The organism is Arsenophonus endosymbiont of Aphis craccivora (genome assembly GCF_013460135.1).
Classification (GTDB): Bacteria; Pseudomonadota; Gammaproteobacteria; order Enterobacterales; family Enterobacteriaceae; genus Arsenophonus; species Arsenophonus nilaparvatae.
In genome coordinates, this window is sequence record NZ_CP038155.1 from 946,249 (window position 1) to 972,959 (window position 26,711).

The following is a 26,711-nucleotide window of genomic DNA, read 5'->3' on the forward strand; positions in this document are numbered from 1 at the left end:
ACATATACTCACACAGACGTTAATATCGGTTGAACTAGATTGATAGACATTGATTAAAAAAACAAAAAAGCCTTGCAGATACTGGAATTTAAAACACAAAAAAAGACATCATCTGATGTCCATAAATGTTTTATGGTGTCAAAGGCCGGACTCATACACATAACTCAACCTCATGATTTAAAATAATTAATAATAAAAGCGATGATGTTATACCAACACAGATACCAACACATAATTTCATTGATTTTCGGCATCGAACCCTGACGAGCATGACTTGGTTAAGATGCCGATCCTATTACTTATCATCTTCCTCGACAGACTCCAAAGCATCAAGCGCAATTCGGACCATCGCAATAGAACCAATACGGATAAAAGCATCTTCCCCATCTTCGTCGGTTAACTGATAGCGCTCTGTTGATTCTGGTTCTAACTCCAGAATGTCAAAAAATGCATTCAATTGACCAACATCTTCAATTCCGTCGTCCTACGATACCTCGGATTCACAGCATAGCTCAATGACTGGGCCGCCGTTCGCCATGGTAACATGGACATTTCCATAACGTCCTTCATTTGCATCGTCACCCTCTTCATCAGGGATAGGTGGAAAACCATCAAACAAAAATTGGTGGAAAATCACTTCTCGAGTATTTAAGGCATAACGATGCTGCTCAGAGTCGAAAACAAAAAAATGCTCACGGCCTGGCACTGCGCTTTCCTGAAAATAAGAGTAAAAACGACGCTTATCAGCCGAGGAAATAGGTAACAGTAAATAATCTTGCTGCCCTTGTAGCCAGAGTTTCACCCACCAAAAGCAATCATCCATTTCAATACCAATAGCGGCAATATTTTCCAGCTCATCGTCACTACGACTACTTTGATTGCGCAATTTCTTCAGCAAGTTATCGCTATCGGGAAAAACAACGATCAACGGCTTCTTTAAGACGGCGCTGATCGCTTGCGCCAGCCCCAACTTGGCCGCAACTTTCCCTGTTTCAATACTCTGAATCTGCTGTTGGCTGGTACCAACCATATCTGCTAATTCACGTTGAGTGATTTATAGTTGGGTACGGAGTTCTTTGATTTTGTTTTGCAAGATGAAATACCTCCTACTTAGAAATAATAGATGCCATTAAAACACATTAATGAGTAAAAAAACACAAAAATGAGTTAAATATCGGTAAGCAATACTCGTTAACGTAAAAGCACTTCCTCATCGTTCTTCTTTTGTATGCCAGCAATCTACGATGTAGATGGCAGTGTCACGGAGCTCGTAGTGAACCTAGTAGTCATTGAATAACACTTTTCCAATTTCCACCTCTGCTTATAAAAACATCATATTTCATTTTGCTGGCAACACCCCGGATAGTGCTTCTCCACGATATCATTCATCTTTTCGACCAGATCCAAACGCTTAAACGCGATGTGCCCACTCTCCTTCTGGAAATAACGAATAGTGAAGAGATCGTCCTCAAACATCTGCGCACGAGGGTTATCACGAATAAAACCCATAAGGATAAACTCCAAGTGCGAGCATCTTTTGCTTACCGCCAAAGCGGTACTGTAAACGCCAGTATTTTGAGACATTCGGATGGACGAGAAGATGCATACCACTGCCCAATCAGCTTGTCTTGCTTATCCGTTGGCTTGGCTATTCTGACTTTGATATCTGTTAGTGCCATGCTTATCTCCTCCCTGTTGGTATAAGCATTATCGAACAGAAAATGCCATCATCTGTAGGTAGATGTGCGTTGAAGTCGGTTGACCTAGAGAGAGTTAATATAACGGAAAAAATGGGTAACTACTGGATTCAAAACACAAAAAAAGACATCACCTGATGTTCAGAAATGTTTTATGGTGCCGAAGGCCGGACTCGAACCGGCACACCCGAAGGAGGTTGATTTTGAATCAACTGCGTCTACCGATTTCGCCACTTCGGCATTGAGGGAGAATCGCGGAAAACGGCCTATTATACTTGTCATCTCGTCAGGCGCAACTGTTATTGTTCAACAATGACGTTAAGTGCTTAAAAAGCAATCATCTATCTGCTTCAGGCAAGCTTTGGTTGCTGGCTGTCAGATAGTGCTCAAACTGTTGTTGTAGCGTTTTAACGAAGTTTTCTTTCAGTTCAGTGATGAAGGCTATTTGTTGCTGGTTGCTGGCGGCGATCTGTTTATCTGCAATGATACTTTTCATCATCTCGGTAACACTTTTTTCCGGCGATAAGTAAAGAATTTCATTACCCATTTCTAGCATTATGCAATTTTGTTGGTGGCTAGTGAGTTTGATATTGCTAAATTTGTCTGACCAATGCTCAGATAATGTGGTTGCCAGCTTTTCCGGTAGGTAAATTTTGCTTTGCTGCTGGAGGTCAACTTTGGCCACTAAATTACCCAGTATCTGCTCAATCACCGGTTCTGTTAATAGAAATTGAATTAATGTTTGCTCTATTTGTGTAATTATATCGTTATAAAGGTTGTGGTTGATGGTTTGGTATGCCTGAATAAATAAGGCAAGCGCAGTAGATGTCTGGCTGATCCCTTGGCAATAACCGTGGATTTTAGCCTGGCTAAATATTTGTTCTTTTTCTGCTTGCGCAGCAATAATTATTTTCTTCGCCTGTTTTTTGGCCTGGCTTATCAGTATTTGATGATAATCATAGCTCTGTTTGGACTTAGCGCGGATCAAGACATTATCTATCGCTTGAGTCAATAATTTTTCAGGTCGTGTAGTAGATAAGAATCTAGTCAACCAGTTAACCACTCTACAAAAAAAATTACTCAACAAGTCAATAGTGTGATTGAAAACGAACAAAAAAAGACCACCAGTCAAAATCAATCTGGTAAAGATATACCTATCCTTACTCCACCGGCAGATAATCTTTTATCTAACGCAGATAATAATGCCTAACTTCTGTTACTGATGAAACAATATCAACAACTTATCGGTAAAAATGAGATTAAAAATCTACGCGAAAATCTAACCCAGTGGAAAATTCAAGCCCAATTGAATAATCAGATTCAACAAGCTAAAAAAGTGGAACAAATCTACCTGAAAATTGAAAAAAACCTCAGCCAGTATCGAGATGATTTTATCGACAGCTGGCTACATGTCGCCAAAAAGTTACATGAACAAACCGAGGCTGATACTAATGCACTGGCCAATCTGTTTGAAAATCAAGGACTCAGCGAACAGTTTAGGCAGGCTATTGCAGGAAAAAATAGACTCACTGACCGGCAAGAGATGAGCAACCTGTTAGAGCAAGAGTTTCCATGGCTTAATTTAGATTTAACTAATATCACACTTTCAGTTGATGAACTCAAGCAAAAAAACTCGCCATCACGCAATTCCTCCAATGCATTGAACGTAATCGTCTGAAACCTATCGTTAGCGATAGCACCAGCCAAACCGATAAAAAATGGCGTGATAATGGTGTTATCCATACCGAATGGTATAACACTGTTCGCTACTAGATGGATGAGGATAAACGGAAATTATATTCTATCTCAGTCGCCCAAGGCGCTTACAAAAGCCTGGTGCAAGATACCGAACATCAGCGTGTTCGACTGGCTGATCTCAAAAACGACACTAACATCGTTAACCAACTTGATGAAGCAGAAAAAAGCCTATTCAGTTTAAAACTAGCTAGCTTTAAAACCTTAATCGAGCTGGAATCACAGCATTTGCCAAGCAGCGCCAAACTCACTTATCTAATGGCCAAAATGCGTGAATTGCTCGGTTCCCTCACCCTAGAAAGTATGAATAGTCAACGGGAAATTTTGCAAGAAATGCAACGAATGACTGAAATTCAGGCAGAAAAACGAGCGCAGGATATTGATGAAAAAATCCGTAAAGCAGAAGAAGCGCGTAAATGGTTGGCGATTGGCAGCCAAATTTTTTCCTGGCTAATTGCCGCGGTTGGGGTGGTCGCCGCCGTCTTTACCTGTGGCGCTAGCCGCAGTCGGCATCGCCTTACTCGCTGCTGATACCATCACCCATGCAGCAGGAGGCGGCTCCTTTATGAATAAAGCATTAGCGCAAGTCGGTGAGTTGATGATGAAAATAGCGCAAGAGATCTCCAACTTTTTATGCAATATCGCAATTAGCGAAGCTAAATTACGGGGAGCATCAGAAAGTGAAATCGCCGAGCTGAAAAAACAGATCAAGGAAATAACCGACATTGTCGCTACCATTATCGTTACAGTAACAATGGTTGCTGCCGCCATTGGCTAAGCGAAATTAGCCAGTGTAGCCGGTAAAATTATCGCTGACAAGCTTAAACGTGCCCTAAATCACTTGCTGGACAAAATGATCAATAATCTATTAACTAACTTAGCACGTATGGTAAGCAACAACACCAGCAAAATGATTGCTATCGCTATCAAACAAGCATTCAATAACTTGCTGGATAAAACCATTAATAATGCATTAATTCATACCATGAAAAATAAATTAGCCCAACATATCAGTGCCTCAGCGATGCAAAAAAGTCTGCTTGGCCTTTCCGTTACCAATGCCAGCACAAATGCTGCCTTAAATCTCCACGCCACTGATCTGGAAGTCGATGTTATTAAACGATTAGGTGATTTGACCGTCATTAATCAAATAATGGCTCAACTGGATAAACTGCTTAGCCAAGTGATGGATAACTTTGCCAAAGAGATGGAAACGATCGCTGAGTTAATGCGTAAAATAGGCGAAATTTGCAGCCAAAGCCTGCATACCGGTAAATATATTACTCATAATTTAAACACTATTGTATAAAAAGGACTTAACCATGACAACTATTACTCCTTCAGTAACTAAAAATTTTATTCCGTCATTAGCGGTAAAGTATGCTAAAAACGCGACGTAATCTAATCAAGTTTCTGACAAATTAGTCTCTCAGCATTTAGCTAACAAAACAGCACAGCTACAGATTGAACAGACAACCAAAGAGCACATCAACCAAATCAATTTACCGCTACTTACACCATCAACAGTGGAAAAAGATGAGCAAGCGTTAATCGATCGTTTAACAAAATTATTGCCTACAGTAATGAATTTATTAGGAATTACTGATGTGCAATTGCTATTGTTATTGAACAAAATATCAGCTACATTAAGAGAACTTAACGCCAAAAGCCGTAACAACGGAGACCAACTAAAAATCACCACCCTACAATCCAGCGAAAAAGTCAAAGATAGTAAGTACACCGAAGCCGGTTCACTATTGACAAGTGCTATCGCGGGTAGCTCTTTAAGTCTGGGAATGACAATCGCCGGTGCATGGATCAGTTATAAAGGGTTGTCGCAAACCACCACCCACAATGTTGGCACCCTACAAAATAGCTCCCTGTTAGCTGGAAATGCCATTAGCAGCTTATCAAACCCAATCAGCCAAATTGCGCAACAACCTCTAGCTTCTGGACAAGTCAAAGAACAGGGTAACCAACGTATTTTAGAAACTGAGCAACAAATGAATAATGCCACCGGAGAGACCCATCAGCGGGAAGAAAATATCAATGACGAGGTAAAAAACAAACTGATACAAATTCTTAATAAAATGATCGAATATAGTCAACAAACTGTATACACTATTTCAGGCAATATTAGAGCTTAATATAATGTTTACTTAATAATCGATGATTGAAACGAGAATTTTTATGGTCACAGCAATAAATTATTCCACGTCACATGCTGCCGGGTTTTCGTCTAGTATAGAGCACAAAAACACTGTGTCTGCATTTATCAAAACCTATACTCAACCTATTCTACCGGCAAGTTTGACTATTTTACCGCCTGAAATAATAAAAGATCATCTCATTTACCTTAAGCCAGATGATAAATTGCAAAACCAACAAAATTTATATTTTTATGTCATAGAGAGATCACTCAACGATATAAAAAATGGCAATAGAGAGATAGACAATGGGATTCAAAATGGCTTTGTTGAATAAATCAGAATTAGCCGACAGGATGGCTCCCTCTGCTACACCTGTTATCCGATCCTGACGCTGTGTGGCATACCCAACAACGTCATACGGTTCAGCGCTTTGACCATCGCCATTGCTTCACCTACCTGAGCCTCATAGTCACGCAGCCTCAGATGGCCACCCAGCAAAGTTTTTATGCGGAACATCGCTGTTTCTGCCACTGAACGCCGGTGATAACCCACTTTCTTTTTCCACATATCATTACTCCTGCTCAGACGCTGATTCGCCACCGCATGGTTACGTTCATGGTACTTGTCCGGCCAGTATTTCGCTCCGCTTCGCGGCGGGATAAGGGGCCTGATTTTCTTTCTTAGCAACGCGTCGTGGCAGTAACAGGCGTCATAAGCACCGTCTGCTGACACTTCCCTGATTTTCCGGTGGGTTTGGTTAATCAGGCCCGGCAGTGCCTGCGCATCTGTCGTTCCGCTGAGCGATAAGTCGGCACAGATAATCTCATGATTCACACTGTCTGCTGCCAGATGAAGCTTGCGCCACACTCTTCGTCTGTCAGCCCCATGCTGCCTGACTTTCCATTCACCTTCGCCAAAGACCTTCAGACCGGTACTGTCGATGACCAGATGCGAGATTTCACCACGCGTTGGCGTTTTTATGCTGATTTTGACGCTCTTTGCTCGTCTGCTGACCAGCGAGTAGTCCGGACAGCACAGCGGCAAAGACATGAGTTTAAAAATCGAATCAACGAAGCCCTGTAATGCCCGGAGCGACAGGTTAAACACACGCTTCATCATCAGGACAGTGGTAACAGCCATATCGCTGTAGTAAAGCGGCCGGCCACGACCTTCAGGCGAAGAACTGTCAGTCCATCCAGCGATGGCCGACTCATCAAGCCAGACCGTCAGGGAACCGCGTTGTCTGAGTGCCTTGTTGTACGCGGGCCAGTTGGTAATTTTAAACTTTTGCTTTGCCATGGGGACCTGATGTTGAAACGAATTTAGCGATCAGATCCGCCAATCACCTAAAAGTTCGATTTATTCAACAAAGCCAGAAAATTATGAAAAAAGAATGGTATACCGCGAAAGAACTCGCTGCTTTTTTAATTTGGTTCGAAGCTTATAAACAATTAACAAAAAAAGAGCGTGAAAAGATTATTAAATTTATTTTACGGGAAGGATTGGAAAAGTTAATTGGTTATATCAATTGTTGTGAAGCGATATTGGTGGAATAAGATAACTCTGGAACAGGATATGAGCTGTTCCAGAGAAGTTTTTATTACGAGGGGCGTTGAATGGAAATGCAAGCCAAGCTGATTAGAGCATCTTTATAAGATGTATCAGGTAAGATATCGAGAGCTTTAATTGCTTTATCAGCTTCCTCTCTAGCTAGGCTGCGGGTATATTCAAGAGAGCCACAGCGTTTCATGGTAATTAATATGATACTGAGTAAATGGCGCCCATTACCTTTTTCTATTGAGTTACGAATAAGTGCAGATTCTTCTGCGGTGCCTTTTTTCATTGCATGAAGTAGAGGTAGTGTTAGTTTTCCTTCATCCAAATCATCGCCAATATTTTTGCCAATAGTGGTGCTATCCGCGTCATAATCCAGAAGATCATCAATCAGTTGGAAGGCAGTACCAAGATAACGGCCATAATCTCGTAAGGCTTGCTGTTGGATTTCATTGGCACCTGATACGATCGCTGATGCGTGTGTCGCTGCTTCAAATAGGCGTGCAGTTTTACTATATATTATTTTCATATAGGTACTTTCGGTGATGTCTGGATTATTACAATTGATTAATTGTGAAACCTCACCTTCTGCGATGATATTTGTTGCATCAGACATCAGCTTTAAAACAGGCATAGAATCAAGCTCTGTCATCATTTGAAATGATCGGGTATAAATGAAGTCTCCGACTAATACACTAGCAGCATTACCAAAAACAGCATTTGCTGTTTTTTTACCGCGCCGCAAGGTGGACTCATCAACGACATCATCATGTAGTAGTGTTGCGGTATGAATAAATTCAACCAATGCTGCTACATTAATGTGTTTTTCTCCTTGATATCCTAAAGCCCTTCCAACCAGGATAGCAATCATGGGCCGAATTTTTTTTCCACCACCGCTAATAATATAGTGGCCCAGCTTATTAATGAGATGGACATCTGAATTTAATTGATTCAAGATTGTTTTATTAACCGCTTCCATGTCTTTTGCGGTTAGATTGATAATTGATTCTAAATTCATTTTATAAATTTGATTTTACCTAAACATAATATTTAGTCAAATGATTTCGTACTGTTAATCTGCCGCTAATTGTACTGTAAAATTAATTACAAATGAACGGCTAAGGAATAAATACACTTCAGAAAGTAGATTTTTTATTATTAGATTGAATTCTAGGCTTGTCTTCTGATGCTTTTTTGCGTAGAATTTGCGCCCTATTGTGAATATTTATAAAATGCACTCTGAAATCAAATATGCTAAGGGAGTGTGTTAAGCGGAGTTTATATGTACGCGGTTTTCCAAAGTGGTGGTAAACAACACCGAGTCAGCGAAGGCCAAACAGTTCGCTTGGAAAAGCTAGACATTGCGACAGGTGAAACTGTTGAGTTCGATCAAGTATTGATGATCGCCGACGGTGATGATATTAAAATCGGTTCTCCTGTCGTTGAAGGCATCAAAGTTAAAGCTGAAGTTATTGCGCATGGTCGCGGTGAGAAAATTAAAATTGTTAAATTTCGTCGCCGTAAACATAGCCGTAAACAACAGGGCCACCGTCAGTGGTTTACTGATGTTAAGATCACTGTTATTGCTTAAGAATTAGGAGATCAGATTAATGGCACATAAAAAGGCTGGCGGCTCAACGCGTAATGGTCGCGATTCCGAAGCAAAACGCCTAGGTGTGAAACGTTTTGGTGGTGAATCTGTGTTGGCAGGTAGCATTATTGTTCGTCAGCGTGGTACGAAATTCCATGCTGGTAGTAATGTTGGTTGTGGTCGCGATCATACCCTATTTGCATTGGCTGACGGAAAAGTTAAATTTGAAATTAAAGGACCAAAAAATCGTAAATATATCAGTATCGAAACTGAATAAGTTTTTTTGATCTTTAAATAGCGTTTAAAAAAGCCCTGCAATGTTGCGGGGCTTTTTATATTACCTTATGTGATACCATCTCTGGGTAAAACTACCATCTAGCGTATAATGTCTAGTATGCGGAGAAAAGATAATGAAATTTGTTGATGAAGCCAAAATATTAGTTACAGCTGGCGATGGTGGCAATGGCTGCGTTAGCTTCCGCCGTGAAAAATATATCCCTAAGGGCGGGCCTGATGGTGGAGATGGTGGAGATGGTGGAGATGTTTATATGTTGGCTGATGAAAATCTTAATACGTTGATCGATTATCGATTTGAAACAATCTTCCAGGCTGAGCGGGGACAGAATGGTCAAAGTCGTGATTGTACTGGCAAACGTGGTCAAGATAAGACCATTAAAGTCCCGGTTGGCACGCGAATACGTGATTTTTTAACCAGAGAAATCGTTGGTGATATGACGCGTCACGGGCAACGTTTAATGGTTGTGAAAGGTGGATTTCATGGTTTAGGTAATACCCGATTTAAATCATCAGTCAACCGTGCTCCCCGTCAAAAAACGATGGGAACGAAAGGTGAAACAAGAGAATTGCTACTTGAATTGATGTTATTGGCTGATGTAGGCATGCTAGGTATGCCGAATGCTGGTAAATCGACTTTCATTCGCTCAGTCTCGGCGGCAAAACCCAAAGTTGCTGATTATCCATTTACTACTTTGGTGCCGAGTTTGGGCGTAGTACGCATGGATAGTGAGCAAAGCTTTGTTATTGCTGATATCCCTGGCTTAATTGAGGGAGCGGCAGAAGGAACAGGTCTTGGCATTCGTTTCTTAAAGCATTTGGAACGTTGCACGATACTTCTGCATCTTATTGATATTTGCCCTATTGATGGTTCTGATCCGGCTCAAAATGCCAAAATAATTGATGCGGAACTGGAAAAATATAGTGAGAAATTAGCACAAAAACCGCGGTGGTTAGTTTTTAACAAAGTTGATCTTTTGACCCCAGAAGAGGCTAATGACCGTATAAAAGCCATTATTGAAGCATTAGGATGGCAAGATAAGTATTATCAGATTTCTGCGGTAAATCAGTTAGGTGTTAAAACACTTTGTTGGGATATTATGACGTTTATCCAAGCCCATCCTCAAAATATATCGGTAGATACTCGTTCCCCACTTTTTGCGCGATAAAAGAGAGATTTGTACCTGCAGGTAGATAATTAATATAGTTTTCAATTGGCGCTGATAGCGGCTGATTGCATATGAAAAGTAGGTTAAATAACCAATATGATCTTCCAATTTTTTTTAAAAAAGCCATAAGTGCTGTATATAAAAGTAGACATAATAGACATACTAAAGTGTAATGCAGAAAAAAGTAAACGGTGACCTAGCATTAAGTGTGCGTTAGAATGGTTAATGAAATGATAGAATAATAAAGTTATAAATTAATAGTTAACAAGGTTTGCCCCCTTTTTTGTTTGCCCAGAATGTTGTTTTGTCAGAAGTGCTAATTTGCTTTAATAACAGAAAAATCAGGAAGATATTTAATTTTTATTTAGGAAAGAATCAGAGGCATTTATTAATGAAACAGATTCCAATGACGGTACGTGGCGCAGACAAGCTGCGTAAAGAGTTAGAATTTTTAAAGAATATTCGCCGTCCTGAAATTATTGCTGCTATTGCAGAAGCACGTGAACATGGTGATTTGAAAGAAAATGCAGAATATCATGCAGCGCGTGAGCAGCAAGGGTTTTGCGAAGGGCGTATCCAAGAAATTGAGGCTAAATTGTCTCATGCGCAAGTTATTGATGTAACAAAAATGAAAAATGAGGGCCGTGTAATATTCGGCGCGACAGTTACCGTATTTAATGTAACGACAAATGAAGATCAGATTTATCGTATTGTGGGTGATGATGAAGCCGACATCAAAGAAAATCTCATTTCTGTTAATTCACCAATAGCTCGAGGCCTGATCGGTAAGACTATGGATGATGTAGAAGTTATCAACACCCCTGGCGGTGAAGTTGAATATGAAATTTTACGAGTGGAATATATTTGATTTTCATTTTATCTTAAAGTGTTATGTTCTTGAGTTAATTCAAAAGTAAAAGAGGCCAAAGCGGCCTTTTTTACCCTGAAGTGGGATGGCATTTTGGTATAAATGTAGAAAACTTATTTAGGTAAAATGATTTTGCGTGCTTCATAAGGGCGATCGAGTATCAAAATTTTACCAATAATTTGCACATTGATAGCATCAGTTTCTCGAACAATAGCGTTAGCTATCAAATTTTTGCTTTCGCGATCTTCGCTCGCTATCTTGATTTTAATAAGTTCATGATATGACAAAGATTGTTCGATTTCAGCTAAAACACCTTCAGTTAAACCATTGTTACCTATCATTACAACAGGGTTTAGATGATGAGCAAGGCTTGTTATATATTGTATTTGCTTTTTATTAAGAGTCATTGTTTTTTGCTTTAGTGGGATTGAAAACGGTACATTCTACCGCCATCTTTTAGTTATCACCATAAATTCTATAATTTTGGTATATCGAAAATGGCAGAGATCAGTGTTATTTTATAAGTATAGTTGGAAAAACAATGGCTAATAAAAAGCGTTCAGCAAGCTCTAGTCGTTGGTTGCAGGAACATTTTAGTGATAAATACGTTCTTCAAGCACAAAAAAAAGGGTTTCGCTCGCGTGCATGGTTTAAATTGGATGAGATCCAGCAGAGTGATAAAATATTTAAACTTGGTATGACCGTTGTTGATTTAGGGGCAGCGCCTGGTGGTTGGTCTCAATATGCAGTAAGCAAAGTTGGCCAGACGGGGCGGGTTATTGCATGTGATTTATTACTAATGGATCCCATCGTAGGTGTTGATTTCTTACAAGGAGATTTTCGGGATGAGCAGATATTGAAGGCATTACTTGAACGAGTTGGTGATAAAAAAGTCCAGGTTGTTATGTCTGATATGGCTCCCAATATGAGTGGGACACCTGCGGTCGATATTCCTCGATCCATGTATCTGGTTGAGCTAGCGTTGGATATGTGTCGCGATGTACTGGCTACTGGGGGAAGTTTTATTGTTAAAGTATTTCAGGGAGAAGGCTTTGATGAATATCTGAGGGAAATTCGCTCTCTATTTTTGAAAGTTAAAATTCGTAAACCAGATGCTTCACTGTCACGTTCACGTGAAGTGTACATTGTAGCGACAGGACGCAAAATATAGTACCCTGTACGTTATTTATTTAACATAGTTGTAATGAAGAGGTTCATCCCTTGAGTGACATGGCGAAAAACCTGATTCTCTGGGTAGTCATTGCGGTAGTCCTGATGTCTCTATTCCAGAGTTTTGGTCCTAGCGATTCGAATAGTCGCAGGGTGGATTATTCTACCTTTATGAATGAGTTAACTCAGGATCAGATACGTGAAGTGCGGATTTCTGATCGTGAAATTAGTGTTAAGAAAACGGATAACAGTCGTTATACGACTTATATTCCAGTGAGAGAGGATCCAAGATTGTTGGATACCTTGCTTGAAAGGCATGTCACCGTCATTGGTGAACCACCTCAAGAGCAAAGTTTCTTAGCGACTATTTTCATTTCCTGGTTCCCAATGCTATTACTAATTGGGGTTTGGATCTTTTTTATGCGTCAGATGCAAGGAGGAGGTGGCAAAGGTGCTATGTCCTTTGGTAAGAGTAAGGCGCGCATGCTGACAGAAGATCAAATTAAAACCACTTTTGCTGATGTTGCCGGTTGTGATGAAGCGAAAGAAGAAGTTGGTGAGCTAGTTGAATATTTGCGTGAACCTGGTCGTTTTCAAAAATTAGGTGGTAGGATTCCTAAGGGAATTCTGATGGTAGGGCCACCGGGAACAGGTAAAACTTTATTGGCAAAAGCCATTGCAGGTGAAGCAAAAGTTCCCTTTTTTACTATCTCCGGTTCAGATTTCGTAGAAATGTTCGTTGGTGTTGGTGCTTCTCGAGTTCGTGATATGTTTGAACAAGCAAAGAAAGCCGCGCCTTGTATCATATTTATTGACGAAATCGATGCGGTTGGCCGCCAACGTGGCGCAGGTTTGGGAGGAGGGCACGATGAACGTGAACAAACTCTTAACCAAATGTTGGTAGAGATGGATGGATTTGAAGGTAATGAAGGTATTATTGTTATTGCCGCTACCAACCGTCCAGATGTGTTAGATCCGGCATTATTGCGTCCTGGACGTTTTGATCGGCAGGTTGTTGTGGGTTTACCTGATGTACGTGGTCGTGAGCAGATTTTGAAGGTTCATATGCGCCGTGTACCTTTAGATCCTAGTGTTGATGCTTCAGTATTGGCACGAGGCACACCTGGTTTTTCTGGTGCTGATTTAGCTAATTTAGTTAATGAAGCCGCCCTTTTTGCAGCACGCGGAAAGAAGCGTGTTGTCACGATGGTGGAATTCGACAAGGCAAAAGACAAGCTCATGATGGGTGCTGAACGTCGCTCTATGGTGATGACAGAGGAACAAAAAGAATCTACGGCTTATCATGAGGCTGGCCATGCGATTATAGGACGTATTGTTCCAGAACATGATCCTGTTCATAAAGTGACAATTATCCCACGAGGTCGTGCGTTAGGTGTCACATTCTTCTTGCCAGAAGGTGATCAAATTAGTGCGAGTCGGCAAAAGCTAGAAAGTCAAATTTCTACGCTTTATGGCGGCAGATTAGCTGAAGAAATTATTTACGGTTCAGAAAAGGTATCTACTGGCGCGTCAAACGACATTAAATTAGCAACTAATCTTGCTCGTAATATGGTGACGCAATGGGGTTTTTCTGAGAAATTAGGGCCATTGCTCTATGCCGAAGAAGAAGGTGAGGTTTTCCTGGGCCGCTCGGTTGCTAAAGCTAATCATATGTCAGACGAAACTGCGCGAGCAATTGATGAAGAGATCAAGGCAATTATTGATCGTAATTATAAACGAGCTCGTCAGATTTTGAATGAACACATGGATATTTTGCATGCGATGAAGGATGCATTGATGAAATATGAAACCATTGATGCAACTCAAATTGATGATTTGATGAATCTCCGTCCAGTTAGAGCTCCAGCTGGCTGGGATGATAATGATAGTAATCCTACTACAACATCCTCATCACAAGGAGAGCCAGAAAAGAATATTTCTGCCGCTCAGGGTGAAGATAATGTGCAAGAAAATGATAATGGAAGTAACACAGAGAATCGTTAATGATCATTGGTTCTCTATGTGAAATGAATAAATGATTGAAACCCCATGACAACCTGGGGTTTTGTTTGGTTGAGTAAGGTGATTATGAAAATTACTGCCCGAAAAATAGAGCTTGATCTTAATTGTCCTGTTGTTATGGGAATATTAAATGTTACTCCAGACTCTTTTTCTGATGGTGGTATATACAATCGTTATGACTATGCGCTCAAGCATGTAGCTAGTATGGTTAACCATGGTGCGGCAATTATCGATATTGGTGGTGAATCAACCCGTCCGGGTGCTAACGAAGTCCGTCTACAGCAAGAACTTGATCGAGTTATCCCAATAATCGAAGCAGTAACTGACCGTTTTGATGTTTGGGTTTCTGTTGATACATCTAAAGCTGTTGTCATGACAGAGGCAGCTAGAGCAGGTGCGCATATTATTAATGATGTTAGGTCGTTACATGAACCGGGTGCATTAGAAGCTGCGGCTGAAACAGGATTATCGATCTGTATTATGCATATGTTAGGTCAACCTAAGACAATGCAACAAACACCCGATTATAAAAATGTGGTTGTAGAAGTAAAGCAGTATTTATCAGATGAAATTGAACGCTGTGAAGCGGCTGGCATTGCGAAAAATCGTTTGATTATTGATCCAGGTTTCGGTTTTGGTAAAAACTTGGTGCATAATTATCAATTATTAGCGAAATTGAATGAATTTCATGCTCTCGGAGTGCCACTACTAGTGGGTATGTCACGTAAATCTATGATTGGTGAACTATTAGATGTACCACTAGAGGAACGGCTTATTGGCGGTATCGCATGCGCAGTTATCGCAGCTATGCAGGGAGCACAGATTATTCGTGCTCATGATGTAAAAGAAACTGTACAGGCTATGAAGATTGTTCAAGCAACCCTTTCAGTAAAGGAAACAGATGATTATGAGTAATCGCAAATATTTTGGCACCGATGGTATTCGTGGCAAAGTAGGAGAAAACCCAATTACCCCTGATTTTGTTTTGAAATTGGGTTGGGCAGCGGGTAAGGTTTTAGCGCGTCATGGTTCTCGTAAAATAATCATAGGTAAAGATACACGCATTTCAGGTTATATGCTGGAGTCATCTTTAGAAGCTGGTCTTGCAGCAGCGGGGTTATCAGCTGCATTTACAGGTCCTATGCCTACACCAGCGATTGCTTATTTAACACGCACATACCGTGCTGAAGCGGGCATTGTTATTTCTGCTTCCCATAATCCCTATTATGATAATGGTATTAAATTCTTTTCGATTGATGGCACTAAATTACCTGATGATGTAGAAGAAGCAATAGAAGCTGAGATGGAAAAACCACTTACTTGTGTTGAGTCTGCCGAATTAGGACGAGCGAGTCGCATTGTTGATGCTGCTGGGCGTTATATAGAGTATTGCAAAGGGACGTTTCCCAGTGACCAAAGTTTAAGTGGATTAAAAATAGTTTTAGATTGTGCTAATGGCGCAACCTATCATATTGCCCCGAATGTTTTAACTGAGCTTGGTGCGGAAGTCATCGCAATCGGCTGTGAACCAAATGGACTGAATATTAATGAGGGCTGTGGCGCGACTGATGTTACGCTATTGCAAAAACGTGTGGTAACAGAAAAAGCGGATATTGGTTTTGCTTTTGATGGTGATGGAGATCGGGTAATAATGGTTGATCATCGTGGTAATAGAATAGATGGTGATCAAATTCTTTATATTATTGCGCGTGATGCACTTCGACAAGCTCAATTGCACGGTGGAGTTGTTGGCACTTTAATGAGTAATATGGGATTAGAATTAGCCCTGCAACAGTTGGATATACCTTTTATCAGGGCAAAAGTTGGCGATCGTTATGTTCTCGAAAAATTACAAGAGCAAGGATGGCGGCTTGGTGCTGAAAATTCAGGCCATATTATTTTGTTAGATAAAACGACAACAGGTGATGGAATTATTGCTGGTTTACAAGTTCTAAGTGCGATGCTCCGTAATAATATGAGCCTTTATGATCTCTGTTGTGAGATTAAATTGATGCCTCAAGTATTAATAAATGTGCGTTTTTCCGGTAGCCATAATCCATTGGCCACAGAAGAAGTTTTAAATGTGGTAAACCAAGTGGAAAAAGAACTAGCAGGTAGAGGACGGGTTTTATTGCGTAAATCAGGTACCGAGCCTTTAATTCGTATCATGGTGGAAGGTGAGAATGAAAAGCAGGTTACCGCCATGGCTAATCGCATTGCTGAAGTTGTCAAGCAAGTGAAATAGGTCATAATATTTTTATAAAAGATCATATGGTTGTATAAGTATTGTGTCGTTTTTCGTCAACTGGCTTTGGAGAACAACTTTTGTTGTTTTTTTCTACAAATAGTACGATGAGATAAAAATAATCTTGCTTGTCAGCTAAGTTTTGGTTAGTATTCAAAACAGATTACTTAAAGTAACGACTTAAGGAGCAAGTTGCAGTAGATAGGTTTTTCCGAACTTTATTGTCAAATAGGTAGTTAGCTATGTACATAACCCTTTTGGTTATCTTTTTATTAGTCTCAATTGCGCTGATTGGTATGGTCATGCTGCAACAAGGGAAAGGTGCTGATATGGGAGCTTCATTTGGTGCAGGTGCTTCTGCAACATTATTTGGTTCATCAGGATCAGGTAATTTTATGACGCGGATGACGGCTATCTTTGCAACATTATTCTTTGTTATCAGTTTAATTTTAGGGAATTTAACTGCTAATCAAAGTGTGACTGGAAGCAAATGGGAAAACATTGGTGAACCTGTTAAAGTTGAGAAACCAGTGGGAGTTCCTACAGCGCCTGTAGCCCCAGCCCCAACAAGTGATATCCCTCATTGATTAAGCAAAAGTTTGTGTAGTGAGGCGGTTTTATTAAAAAATTGTCTTACTGGTGTGCCGAGGTGGTGAAATTGGTATACACGCTACCTTGAGGTGGTAGTGCCTATAAAACGGGCGTACGGGTTCAAGTCCCGTTCTCGGCACCATTTTAAAAGATAGCTTGCGTTTCGCATATTATAAGCGTAAAATTTGCGTAATTTACGAACGCGGGATGGAGCAGCTTGGTAGCTCGGCGGGCTCATAACCCGAAGGTCGTCGGTTCAAATCCGGCTCCCGCAACCACTTCTTAGCATATGATCTATTTCAGGCGTCTTATTGGATTATTTTCGTTTGGAAGAGTGCTGAGTCAGGGGTTAAACCTACTTGCAGTGTATAGGGTCCAGTTGCATAAAGCCCCGGTTTTCGGGGTTTTTTGTTATTTAAAACAGAATTACTGGGCTTTTAGCCCTTTTTTTATGTCTGGGGGTGGGGTTTGTCCACGTTAGAGCAAAAATTAATATCGATGATTTCAGTGCCGGTAGAAGCTCTAGGTTTTGAATTTGTTGGTCTGGAGTTTATTCGAGCACGGGTTTCGACATTACGCGTTTATATTGATAACGAAAATGGTATTACCGTTGATGATTGTGCCGAAGTTAGCCACCAGGTCAGTGCAGTTCTGGATGTTGAAGATCCGCTCTCAGAGCTCTATAACCTGGAGATATCTTCACCAGGACTTGAGCGTCCACTCTTTACTGTTGCACACTATCAGCATTTTATTGGTAAAGAATTGAATTTAATATTAAGAATAGCAATGCAGAACCGTCGTAAATGGCGAGGTATAATTAAAGCTGTTGATGACGAAATGATTACGGTTACTGTGGATGGCAAGGACGAAGTGTTTGCACTAAAAAACATCCAGAAAGCTAACCTGGTACCCCACTTTTAATAAAGTTCAATGAGGCACCTAGGATGAATAAAGAAATTCTGGCTGTTGTGGAAGCGGTTTCTAATGAAAAATCGCTTCCTCGCGAAAAAATCTTTGAAGCGCTTGAAACCGCATTAGCAACAGCTACTAAGAAAAAATATGAACCAGAGATTGATGTTCGCGTTAATATTGATCGTAAAACGGGAGATTTTGATACATTTCGTCGTTGGTTGGTGGTTGAAGAAGTTACACAGCCGACACGGGAAATTACTTTAGATGCGGCAAAATTTGAAGACTCAGAGATGAATTTAGGTGATTATGTAGAGGATCAAATAGAGTCTGTTACCTTTGACCGCATTACCACTCAAACTGCAAAACAGGTTATTGTTCAAAAGGTACGTGAAGCTGAGAGAGCGATGGTTGTCGAGCAATTTCGTGATCAGCAAGGTGAAATCATTACCGGGGTGGTAAAAAAAGTCAATCGTGAAAATATTACCTTGGATTTAGGTAATAATGCCGAAGCGGTAATTTTACGGGAAGATATGTTACCACGTGAAAACTTTCGATCAGGTGACCGTGTGCGTGGTGTCTTGTATGATGTACGCCCAGAAGCGCCTGGAGAGCAGCTATTTGTTAGCCGTTCTCGTCCTGAAATGTTAGTAGAATTATTTCGCATAGAAGTACCGGAAATCGGTGAAGAAATTATTGAAATTAAAGCCGCTGCTCGTGATCCAGGATCGCGGGCAAAAATTGCCGTAAAAACGAATGATAAACGCATCGATCCAGTAGGCGCTTGTGTTGGGATGCGTGGTGCAAGGGTGCAAGCAGTATCAAGCGAACTTGGAGGAGAGCGTATTGATATTGTTTTGTGGGATGATAATCCTGCACAATTTGTGATTAATGCGATGGCGCCAGCTGACGTTGCCTCTATTGTCGTTGATGAAGATAAATGTACGATGGATGTTGCCGTTGAAAGTAGTAATTTGGCTCAGGCAATTGGCCGCAATGGACAAAATGTTCGCTTAGCTTCCCAGTTACTGAAAAAGCATCGTGTAGATGACAGATGGGAATTGAATGTAATGACCGCGGAAGAACTTGAAGCTAAACATCAAGCAGAGGCACATGCATCTCTTGATTCTTTTGTTAAGCACCTTGATATTGATGAAGAATTCGCTACTGCTCTCGTTGAAGAAGGTTTTTCTACATTAGAAGAATTAGCTTATGTACCAATCAACGAACTATTAGAAATTGAAAGTCTTGATGAGACAACGATTGAAATTTTGCGTGAAAGAGCGAAAGCAGCGCTGACGACATTAGAATTGGCTCAAAAAGAGAGTATGGGGGATAATCAGCCAACTGAGGATCTGTTAAATCTACCAGGTATGAATCATGCTTTAGCAATGAACCTAGCTGCTCATGGTATTTGTACATTGGAAGATCTTGCCGAGCAGGGGATCGACGATCTGAGAGATATTCAAGAAGGGCTGAATGATGAACAGGCTGGTGAAATTATTATGGCTGCGCGCAATATTTGCTGGTTTGGCAACGATCCAAAATAATTTGTAGCAGGAAAGAACAGAATGGCAGATAAAACTGTAAAATCATTGGCAGCAGAGATTCAAACTTCAGTTGAACGCCTGGTACAGCAGTTTGCTGGTGCCGGGATAAAGAAAACTGAAAATGATGCTGTTACTCAAAATGAAAAAGAAACTTTACTTGCATACTTAAATCGTGAAGATGGGACGACAGGTAACCAGACTGGCAAATTAACACTACAGCGAAAAACTCGCAGCACACTAAGTGTGACGAGTACTGGCGGAAAAAGTAAATCAGTCAACATTGAGGTCCGTAAAAAGCGCACATATGTTGACCGCGATGCCTTGGAAAAAGCGAAAGCTGAAGAACAAGTGAAGCATGAAGCGGAAGAGCAAGCAAAGCGCGAAGCAGCGGAAAAAGCGAAAGTGAAACAAAGTAAAAATAATCCCAAAACAGCTAAATCCAGTCAAGATTCGGCTGCTTATACTGAAAAACAGCGTCGCGAAGATGAGGCAGCAGAGCTTAAACGTAAAGCTGAAGAAGAGATGCGACGTAAGGTTGAAGCGGAAGCTAAACGCGTTGCCGAAGAAGCTCGTCGTATGGCAGAGGAAAACTCCAATCGTTGGAGTAGTAATGACGAAACGGAAGATAATGCAGATTATCATACTACGACTTCTCGTCATGCTCGTGAAGCAGAAGATGAAAATGATGCCCAAGAAGAAGGCCGTCGCGCCCGAAATCGAGCTGGAAAGGCTACTCGGCAGAAAAAAAATAATAAACATTCTGAAAAAGCTGATCGCGAAGAAGAGCGAGCGGTTGGTCGTACGAATAAAACCAAAGGTAAACAGAAAAAAACCAGTTCATTACAGCAGAGCTTCACAAAACCGGTTGCGGTTATTAACCGTGATGTTGTGATTGGCGAAACCATCTCGGTTGCTGAATTAGCGAATAAGATGGCAGTCAAAGGCTCACAAGTTGTCAAGACCATGATGAAAATGGGCGCTATGGTGACCATCAATCAGGTTGTTGATCAAGAAACAGCGCAACTTGTGGCAGAGGAAATGGGGCATAAAGTTATTTTACGGCGTGAAAATGAGCTGGAAGAAGCGATTTTAAATGATCGTGATACCGGTGAAGCAGTTGCAGAACCTCGGGCGCCAGTCGTAACCATCATGGGACATGTTGACCATGGTAAAACTTCATTACTTGACTATATTCGTTCAACTAAAGTTGCATCGGGTGAAGCTGGCGGCATTACGCAGCACATAGGTGCCTATCATGTTGAAACAGATAAAGGCATGATTACCTTCTTAGATACACCAGGACATGCTGCATTTACTTCAATGCGTGCTCGCGGTGCTAAAGCAACGGATATTGTTGTTTTGGTCGTTGCGGCGGATGATGGTGTGATGCCTCAGACGATAGAAGCTATTCAGCATGCCAAGGCCGCTAATGTGCCGGTTGTCGTTGCAGTTAATAAAATTGATAAACACGAAGCTGATCCTGATCGCGTCAAAAATGAGCTGTCGCAATATGGTGTTGTGGCTGAAGAGTGGGGTGGCGAAAATCAATTTATCAATGTATCTGCCAAAAAAGGGACAGGTATTGATGAATTATTAGAAGCTATATTATTACAAGCTGAAGTATTAGAACTCAAAGCGGTTCGTACTGGAATGGCAAGTTGTGTTGTTATCGAGTCTTATTTGGACAAAGGTCGCGGTTCGGTTGCGACGATTTTAGTTCAGGAAGGCACCCTTAATAAAGGTGACATTGTATTATGTGGTTTTGAGTATGGCCGTATTCGTGCAATGCGTAATGAATTAGGTGAAGATATTCAGTCTGCAGGGCCATCGATTCCGGTTGAAATTCTGGGGTTATCAAATGTACCTTCAGCAGGCGATGAAGCAACGGTCGTCCGTGATGAAAAGAAAGCGCGTGAGGTTGCACTTTATCGTCAAGGTAAATTCCGAGAAGTAAAATTGGCACGCCAGCAGAAGTCAAAACTAGAAAACATGTTTGCTAATATAGAATATGGTAAGATTTCTGAGTTAAATATTGTATTAAAAACCGATGTACAAGGTAGCTGTGAAGCCATTACTGATTCGTTGCAAAAATTATCAACTGATGAAGTGAAAGTGAAAATTATTGGTTCAGGTGTAGGTGGTATTACAGAAACCGATGTTACATTGGCTGCTGCTTCTCATGCAATTATCATTGGTTTCAATGTCCGCGCCGATGCTGCAGCAAGAAGCATTGTTGAAAGTGAAAATTTGGATCTACGCTATTATTCGGTTATTTATAGTCTTATCGATGAGATCAAACAGGCGATGAGTGGTATGTTGGCGCCTGAATATAAACAGCAAATTATCGGATTAGCCGAAGTCCGTGATGTGTTTAAATCACCTAAGTTTGTGGCCATTGCTGGTTGTATGGTTGTTGAAGGCATAATCAAGCGTAATAACCCTATCCGTGTATTGCGGGATAATGTGGTTATTTATGAAGGTGAATTGGAATCATTACGTCGCTTTAAAGATGATGTCAACGAAGTACGCAATGGCATGGAGTGTGGTATTGGTGTGAAGAATTATAATGATGTACGTGTAGGTGATATGATAGAAGTATTTGAAATCATTGAAGTGAAACGTTCTATTGATAATTAATGCCTGCTTTATTGATGCTTATTAAAAGGCCATAACATCAGTTATGGCCTTTTAGTTAAAGAGTTATAGATAACCATTTAGATCGGGTATATTGGTTATCGATTGTTGCGAGGGGATTAATTCTATTATGATAAATAATAGTTAATATTTATTTTATATAAAAATCAAATAGATATAAGTATTGAATTTTATTTTTCTAATATATATCATAATAATTAATGGTCATTATATTTTAGTTTTACCCTTGTGAGGAGATATCATAATGGCAAGAGAGTTTGGTCGTGCTCAGCGTGTTGCCCAGGAAATACAAAAAGAGATCGCCATTATTCTTCATCGAGAAATTAAAGATCCACGTGTTAAAATGGCTACTGTCTCAGGGGTGGAAGTTTCTTGTGATTTGGCTTATGCCAAAGTGTTCGTGACTTTTTTAAACATATCAGCAAAAGAACATGAAACAGATATGGTTAAAAATGGTATTAAAGTATTGAATGGTGATATGGCGAAACATATTCGTTCTTTGTTGGGTAAAGCGATGCGTTTACGTATTGTTCCTGAATTAACTTTTTTTTATGATAGCTCTTTGGTGGAAGGTATGCGTATGTCTAATTTAGTTAGCAACGTGATCCGTGATGATGAAAAGCGCCGTCATACTACAAAAGATGATAAAGAGAGGAAGTAATGAGGCATCGTCGTGGTCGTGAGGTTCACGGAGTATTGTTATTAGATAAACCGGCAGAACTTTCATCTAATGACGCTTTGCAGAAAGTACGTCGTTTATTTAATGCAAAAAAAGCCGGTCATACAGGAGCACTCGATCCTTTAGCAACCGGCATGTTACCGATTTGTTTGGGGGAAGCAACTAAATTTTCACAATTTTTGCTTGATTCTGATAAACGCTATCGGGTTATTGCTCGTTTAGGGCAGCGTACTGATACTTCAGATGCGCATGGTAAAATAATTTGTCAACGCCCTATCGAAATAACACAACTGCAACTTGATAAGGCACTAGATAAATTTCGTGGTAATTTAATCCAAATACCGTCTATGTATTCTGCGCTTAAATATCAGGGTAAGCCACTTTATGAATATGCCCGTAAGGGGATTACTATTGAACGTGAAGGCCGACAAATTACTGTTTATGATTTACAATTTGAGCGCTGGCAAGAGAATGAACTGGAATTAACAATTCATTGTTCTAAAGGAACTTATATACGAACTATTATTGATGATTTAGGTGAATTGTTGGGTTGTGGTGCTCATGTGATTTATCTAAGGCGCTTACAGGTAGCTAGTTATCCCAGTGAACGTATGGTAACAATAGAACAATTATATACGCTTAAGCAGCAAGTGGAATTAGGGACAACTTCTCTGGAGGCACAATTAGATCCTTTATTATTACCAATGGATACAGCAGTTAATCATTTTCCTGAAATCAATATTTCATCGATTGTTGCAAGCTATTTTAAACAAGGGCAAGCGGTTGTTGTTGCTAACCATCGGCTTTCCGAAGGTAATAAAGTTCGCGTAACAGAAGGTGATATGCATAAATTTATTGGTATCGCTGAGATCGATGAACAAAATATGATAGCACCTCGTCGTTTAGTGGTGGAAAGTGTTTGATAGGATTTAGATGTAATCTTGCGTTATGAGTAATTGAAGCGTAAAATAAGTGAGCATTTGTTTGGGAAGGCTGAATTAGAGATTGGCTTTCGTTATGTTTAATGGAAAATTTGGAGTTATTTATGTCTCTAAGTACTGAAGCGAAAGCGCAAATTATCTCAGACTATGGCCGTGATAAAAATGACACGGGTTCTAGTGAAGTTCAAGTTGCTCTATTGACTGCGGAGATCAATCATTTGCAAGGTCACTTTGCAGAGCACAAGAAAGATCACCACAGCCGTCGAGGGCTGTTGCGTATGGTTGCTCAGCGTCGTAAGCTATTGAACTATCTTAAGGGTAAAGATGTTGCTCGTTATACCACACTTATTGAGCGCTTAGGATTACGTCGCTGATTAGTTGGTTTCAAAAGAAAAGGGGCCTACTGGCCCCTTTTCTGCTAGAAAGCGGAAAAAATTTTTAGAATTGGTTTACACTTACAAAATGATTTTAGGAAATAGATTTTTGTCAATTTATTTCTAAATAATGTGAGCTTCTTTAGCTACAACCGGTTCGCGCGGCTAATGAGAATACTGAATATTTTTACTTATTTTGTGAATATCAGTATTCTCATTAGTCGCGAGGATGTAGCAAGAAAGGAAATATTGGTGTTGTTATATAAATAAACAGCTATTAAAAGGGTATTATTTTGCTTAATCCTATTGTTCGTAAATTTCAATATGGCCAGCATACCGTCACTATCGAAACGGGTATGATGGCGCGTCAGGCGACTGCTGCAGTTATGTTTAATATGGATGATACAGCCGTATTTGTCACTGTTGTTGGGCAGAAAAAAGTGACAGAAGGGCAGGATTTCTTTCCACTGACAGTTAACTATCAGGAGCGATCTTATGCTGCCGGCAGAATCCCCGGTAGTTTTTTTCGTCGTGAGGGTCGTCCTGGTGAAGGTGAAACACTGATAGCCCGGCTGATTGATCGTCCACTTCGTCCCTTGTTTCCAGAGGGATTTGTCAATGAAATACAAATTATTGCTACGGTTGTATCCATTAATCCGCAAGTGAATCCAGATATTGTTGCTATGATCGGCGCTTCTGCTGCATTATCTATATCGGGTATTCCATTTAATGGTCCAATTGGTGCAGCTCGTGTTGGTTATATTGATGACCAGTATGTTTTAAATCCCACCGTTGATGAATTGAATAGCAGTCGCTTAGATTTAGTTGTCGCAGGTACGTCGAGTGCGGTACTAATGGTAGAGTCTGAAGCTGATTTATTGACGGAAGAGCAAATGCTTGGTGCGGTTGTTTTTGGTCACGAGCAACAGCAAATCGTGATTGATAATATTAATGCCTTGGTAGCCGAAACAGGTAAAGAAAAATGGGATTGGCAGCCTGAAGCGATTAATGAAGAATTACATAATCGTATTGCTCAATTAGCTGAAGAGCGGTTAGGTGATGCTTATCGTATTACTGAAAAACAAGAGCGTTACACTAACGTTGATGCAATTAAAGAAGATGTCGCTAATGCGCTTTTGGCGGAAAATGAATCTTTAGATGTTGCTGAGATAAACGACATTCTTTCCGGTTTAGAGAAAAAAGTTGTCCGTACTCGGGTATTAAAAGGTGAACCGCGGATTGATGGGCGAGAAAAAGATATGGTACGTGCACTTGATGTCCGTACGGGTGTATTACCTCGTACCCATGGTTCAGCATTATTTACGCGCGGAGAAACGCAGGCGTTGGTCACGGCAACTCTTGGTACTGAACGTGATGCGCAAGTTATTGACGAGCTGATGGGTGAATATACCGATCGTTTTCTATTCCATTATAATTTCCCTCCTTATTCAGTAGGTGAGACAGGCATGGTCGGTTCACCAAAAAGGCGTGAAATTGGCCATGGGCGTTTGGCTAAGCGTGGAGTATTGGCGGTGATGCCGAATCAGTCAGAGTTTCCCTATACTGTACGTGTAGTGTCTGAAATCACTGAATCTAATGGATCTTCTTCTATGGCTTCCGTCTGTGGGGCATCACTAGCATTAATGGATGCCGGTGTTCCAATTAAGGCAGCGGTAGCAGGTATTGCAATGGGATTAGTGAAAGAAAACGATGATTTTGTTGTGCTTTCCGATATCTTGGGTGATGAAGATCATTTAGGCGATATGGATTTTAAAGTCGCGGGTAGTCGTGAAGGTATTAGTGCTCTGCAAATGGATATCAAGATCGAGGGCATTACGCGTGAAATTATGCAAGTTGCGTTAAACCAGGCAAAAGGGGCTCGTGTACACATTTTAAGTGTTATGGAAGAGGCTATTAATGTCCCTCGTGAAGAGATTTCTGAGTTTGCGCCACGTATTCATACTATGCAAATCAATCCTGATAAGATCAAAGATGTAATAGGTAAAGGTGGTTCTGTCATTAGAGCATTGACTGAAGAAACCGGTACTACGATTGAAATTGATGATGATGGTACCGTAAAAATTGCTGCAACCGATAGTTCTAAAGCAGAAGCGGCTATTCGTAGTATTGGAGATATTACCGCAGAAGTTGCAGTTGGTCGTATCTATCAGGGCAAAGTCACACGTATCGTTGACTTTGGTGCTTTTGTTGCTATTGGTGGTGGTAAAGAAGGGCTGGTGCATATCTCTCAGATAGCAGAAAAACGAGTTGAAAAAGTTACTGATTACTTACAGTTAGGTCAGGAAGTGCCAGTCAAAGTATTGGAAATTGATCGGCAGGGTCGTATTCGCCTTAGTATTAAAGAGGCGGTTTCTGCTGAAAAGCCGTCTGAAACAGAAACACAGATTTCTGCAGAATAATTTGACGTAAGGCTCGGTGTCCTGTAAAAAGAGCACCTACTCAGTGTTTTTAATAGCTGAGTCTCCGGTAATTGTGG

Annotated in this window: 26 protein-coding genes, 3 tRNA genes and 4 pseudogenes; 25 read left to right on the forward strand and 8 right to left on the reverse strand. The window is 40.6% G+C overall.

The features are described from left to right. Nucleotides 1-295: 295 nt before the first annotated feature. From E3U36_RS05030 to E3U36_RS05050, 5 genes and pseudogenes are all read right to left on the reverse strand, one after another. Nucleotides 296-1,054, reverse strand: a pseudogene (locus E3U36_RS05030) (helix-turn-helix transcriptional regulator). A 285-nt stretch (nt 1,055-1,339) separates the two neighbouring features. Further along, nucleotides 1,340-1,509: pseudogene (locus E3U36_RS05035) on the reverse strand (DUF4942 domain-containing protein); the annotation flags it as partial. Between the two features lies 1 nt (nt 1,510). Then, nucleotides 1,511-1,679 (reverse strand): annotated as a pseudogene (locus E3U36_RS05040) (Arm DNA-binding domain-containing protein); the annotation flags it as partial. A gap of 173 nt (nt 1,680-1,852) precedes the next feature. Beyond that, a tRNA-Leu gene (locus tag E3U36_RS05045) sits at nt 1,853-1,937 on the reverse strand. Between the two features lie 97 nt (nt 1,938-2,034). Then, nucleotides 2,035-2,685, reverse strand: a complete 651-nt coding sequence (locus tag E3U36_RS05050; RefSeq protein WP_180817309.1) for a hypothetical protein — start codon at nt 2,683-2,685, stop codon at nt 2,035-2,037. A 234-nt stretch (nt 2,686-2,919) separates the two neighbouring features. Between E3U36_RS05050 and E3U36_RS05055 the strand changes: the two genes are divergently transcribed. The 6 genes from E3U36_RS05055 (at nt 2,920) to E3U36_RS05080 (ending at nt 5,936) form a co-directional block, all read left to right on the forward strand. Beyond that, the gene (locus tag E3U36_RS05055; protein WP_180817310.1) at nt 2,920-3,375 is read left to right on the forward strand and encodes a hypothetical protein; all 456 of its coding nucleotides are present in this window, start codon (nt 2,920-2,922) and stop codon (nt 3,373-3,375) included. A gap of 158 nt (nt 3,376-3,533) precedes the next feature. Beyond that, a complete protein-coding gene (gene sctE, locus E3U36_RS05060) occupies nt 3,534-3,983 on the forward strand; it encodes a type III secretion system translocon subunit SseC family protein (protein WP_180817311.1) in 450 nt (149 codons plus the stop codon). Nucleotides 3,984-4,017: 34 nt separating this feature from the next. Next, nucleotides 4,018-4,230 carry a hypothetical protein gene (locus E3U36_RS05065; protein WP_180817312.1) on the forward strand — a complete coding sequence of 71 codons (213 nt, stop codon included), beginning with the start codon at nt 4,018-4,020 and terminating at the stop codon, nt 4,228-4,230. 75 nt (nt 4,231-4,305) lie between these two features. After that, nucleotides 4,306-4,761, forward strand: coding sequence for a deoxyhypusine synthase family protein (locus E3U36_RS05070; RefSeq protein WP_238337522.1), 456 nt, complete (start codon nt 4,306-4,308; stop codon nt 4,759-4,761). A 217-nt stretch (nt 4,762-4,978) separates the two neighbouring features. Continuing rightward, nucleotides 4,979-5,599 (forward strand): hypothetical protein, encoded by a 621-nt coding sequence (locus E3U36_RS05075; RefSeq protein ID WP_180817313.1) that lies wholly within the window; start codon nt 4,979-4,981, stop codon nt 5,597-5,599. Nucleotides 5,600-5,714: 115 nt separating this feature from the next. Next, complete coding sequence (locus E3U36_RS05080; RefSeq protein ID WP_238337523.1) at nt 5,715-5,936, forward strand: hypothetical protein; 222 nt, start codon at nt 5,715-5,717, stop codon at nt 5,934-5,936. A gap of 41 nt (nt 5,937-5,977) precedes the next feature. Here the strand turns inward: E3U36_RS05080 and E3U36_RS05085 are convergent, their stop codons facing one another. Further along, nucleotides 5,978-6,901 carry an IS5 family transposase gene (locus tag E3U36_RS05085; RefSeq protein WP_180817315.1) on the reverse strand — a complete coding sequence of 308 codons (924 nt, stop codon included), beginning with the start codon at nt 6,899-6,901 and terminating at the stop codon, nt 5,978-5,980. Here E3U36_RS05085 and E3U36_RS13400 point away from each other — a divergent pair. Then, nucleotides 6,895-7,158 carry a hypothetical protein gene (locus E3U36_RS13400; protein WP_304488605.1) on the forward strand — a complete coding sequence of 88 codons (264 nt, stop codon included), beginning with the start codon at nt 6,895-6,897 and terminating at the stop codon, nt 7,156-7,158. The two genes, E3U36_RS05085 and E3U36_RS13400, sit on opposite strands and share 7 nt — an antisense overlap. 44 nt (nt 7,159-7,202) lie before the next feature. Here the strand turns inward: E3U36_RS13400 and ispB are convergent, their stop codons facing one another. Continuing rightward, nucleotides 7,203-8,174 carry an octaprenyl diphosphate synthase gene (gene ispB, locus E3U36_RS05095; protein WP_180817316.1) on the reverse strand — a complete coding sequence of 324 codons (972 nt, stop codon included), beginning with the start codon at nt 8,172-8,174 and terminating at the stop codon, nt 7,203-7,205. A gap of 264 nt (nt 8,175-8,438) precedes the next feature. On the opposite strand from ispB, the gene rplU reads away from it, so the two are divergent. The 4 genes and pseudogenes from rplU (at nt 8,439) to greA (ending at nt 11,078) form a co-directional block, all read left to right on the forward strand. After that, complete coding sequence (rplU, locus tag E3U36_RS05100) at nt 8,439-8,747, forward strand: 50S ribosomal protein L21 (protein WP_180817317.1); 309 nt, start codon at nt 8,439-8,441, stop codon at nt 8,745-8,747. A gap of 19 nt (nt 8,748-8,766) precedes the next feature. Beyond that, nucleotides 8,767-9,024 carry a 50S ribosomal protein L27 gene (gene rpmA, locus E3U36_RS05105; protein ID WP_180817318.1) on the forward strand — a complete coding sequence of 86 codons (258 nt, stop codon included), beginning with the start codon at nt 8,767-8,769 and terminating at the stop codon, nt 9,022-9,024. A gap of 133 nt (nt 9,025-9,157) precedes the next feature. Further along, nucleotides 9,158-10,186, forward strand: a pseudogene (gene cgtA / locus E3U36_RS05110) (Obg family GTPase CgtA); the annotation flags it as partial. Nucleotides 10,187-10,601: 415 nt separating this feature from the next. Next, nucleotides 10,602-11,078 carry a transcription elongation factor GreA gene (gene greA, locus E3U36_RS05115; protein ID WP_180817541.1) on the forward strand — a complete coding sequence of 159 codons (477 nt, stop codon included), beginning with the start codon at nt 10,602-10,604 and terminating at the stop codon, nt 11,076-11,078. A gap of 113 nt (nt 11,079-11,191) precedes the next feature. Here the strand turns inward: greA and yhbY are convergent, their stop codons facing one another. Then, nucleotides 11,192-11,485: a ribosome assembly RNA-binding protein YhbY gene (yhbY, locus tag E3U36_RS05120; protein ID WP_180817320.1), complete on the reverse strand. Its 294-nt coding sequence runs from the start codon at nt 11,483-11,485 to the stop codon at nt 11,192-11,194. Between the two features lie 134 nt (nt 11,486-11,619). Here yhbY and rlmE point away from each other — a divergent pair, with 134 nt between their 5' ends. The 14 genes from rlmE (at nt 11,620) to pnp (ending at nt 26,634) form a co-directional block, all read left to right on the forward strand. Continuing rightward, nucleotides 11,620-12,249, forward strand: a complete 630-nt coding sequence (rlmE, locus tag E3U36_RS05125; RefSeq protein ID WP_180817321.1) for a 23S rRNA (uridine(2552)-2'-O)-methyltransferase RlmE — start codon at nt 11,620-11,622, stop codon at nt 12,247-12,249. A 59-nt stretch (nt 12,250-12,308) separates the two neighbouring features. Further along, nucleotides 12,309-14,252, forward strand: a complete 1,944-nt coding sequence (ftsH, locus tag E3U36_RS05130; RefSeq protein ID WP_180817542.1) for an ATP-dependent zinc metalloprotease FtsH — start codon at nt 12,309-12,311, stop codon at nt 14,250-14,252. A gap of 84 nt (nt 14,253-14,336) precedes the next feature. Then, on the forward strand, nt 14,337-15,185 hold the full coding sequence (gene folP, locus E3U36_RS05135) for a dihydropteroate synthase (RefSeq protein ID WP_180817543.1): 849 nt from the start codon (nt 14,337-14,339) through the stop codon (nt 15,183-15,185). Next, a complete protein-coding gene (gene glmM / locus E3U36_RS05140; protein WP_180817322.1) occupies nt 15,178-16,515 on the forward strand; it encodes a phosphoglucosamine mutase in 1,338 nt (445 codons plus the stop codon). The genes folP and glmM overlap by 8 nt, the downstream gene beginning before the upstream one ends. Nucleotides 16,516-16,757: 242 nt before the next feature. Next, the gene (gene secG / locus E3U36_RS05145; protein WP_180817323.1) at nt 16,758-17,102 is read left to right on the forward strand and encodes a preprotein translocase subunit SecG; all 345 of its coding nucleotides are present in this window, start codon (nt 16,758-16,760) and stop codon (nt 17,100-17,102) included. A gap of 56 nt (nt 17,103-17,158) precedes the next feature. Next, nucleotides 17,159-17,248, forward strand: a tRNA-Leu gene (locus tag E3U36_RS05150). Between the two features lie 59 nt (nt 17,249-17,307). Further along, nucleotides 17,308-17,384: transfer RNA gene (locus E3U36_RS05155), tRNA-Met, on the forward strand. Between the two features lie 190 nt (nt 17,385-17,574). Beyond that, nucleotides 17,575-18,027 carry a ribosome maturation factor RimP gene (gene rimP, locus E3U36_RS05160; protein WP_180817324.1) on the forward strand — a complete coding sequence of 151 codons (453 nt, stop codon included), beginning with the start codon at nt 17,575-17,577 and terminating at the stop codon, nt 18,025-18,027. Nucleotides 18,028-18,050: 23 nt separating this feature from the next. Further along, on the forward strand, nt 18,051-19,565 hold the full coding sequence (nusA, locus tag E3U36_RS05165; protein ID WP_180817325.1) for a transcription termination factor NusA: 1,515 nt from the start codon (nt 18,051-18,053) through the stop codon (nt 19,563-19,565). Between the two features lie 21 nt (nt 19,566-19,586). Continuing rightward, entirely contained in the window at nt 19,587-22,202 is a 2,616-nt protein-coding gene (gene infB / locus E3U36_RS05170; RefSeq protein WP_180817326.1) for a translation initiation factor IF-2, read from the forward strand. 262 nt (nt 22,203-22,464) lie between these two features. After that, the gene (gene rbfA, locus E3U36_RS05175; RefSeq protein WP_180817327.1) at nt 22,465-22,881 is read left to right on the forward strand and encodes a 30S ribosome-binding factor RbfA; all 417 of its coding nucleotides are present in this window, start codon (nt 22,465-22,467) and stop codon (nt 22,879-22,881) included. Next, entirely contained in the window at nt 22,881-23,822 is a 942-nt protein-coding gene (gene truB, locus E3U36_RS05180) for a tRNA pseudouridine(55) synthase TruB (RefSeq protein ID WP_180817328.1), read from the forward strand. The genes rbfA and truB overlap by 1 nt, the downstream gene beginning before the upstream one ends. 122 nt (nt 23,823-23,944) lie before the next feature. Then, nucleotides 23,945-24,214 carry a 30S ribosomal protein S15 gene (gene rpsO, locus E3U36_RS05185; RefSeq protein ID WP_180817329.1) on the forward strand — a complete coding sequence of 90 codons (270 nt, stop codon included), beginning with the start codon at nt 23,945-23,947 and terminating at the stop codon, nt 24,212-24,214. 293 nt (nt 24,215-24,507) lie between these two features. Beyond that, entirely contained in the window at nt 24,508-26,634 is a 2,127-nt protein-coding gene (pnp, locus tag E3U36_RS05190; protein WP_180817330.1) for a polyribonucleotide nucleotidyltransferase, read from the forward strand. The last annotated feature ends 77 nt before the right edge of the window (nt 26,635-26,711 follow it).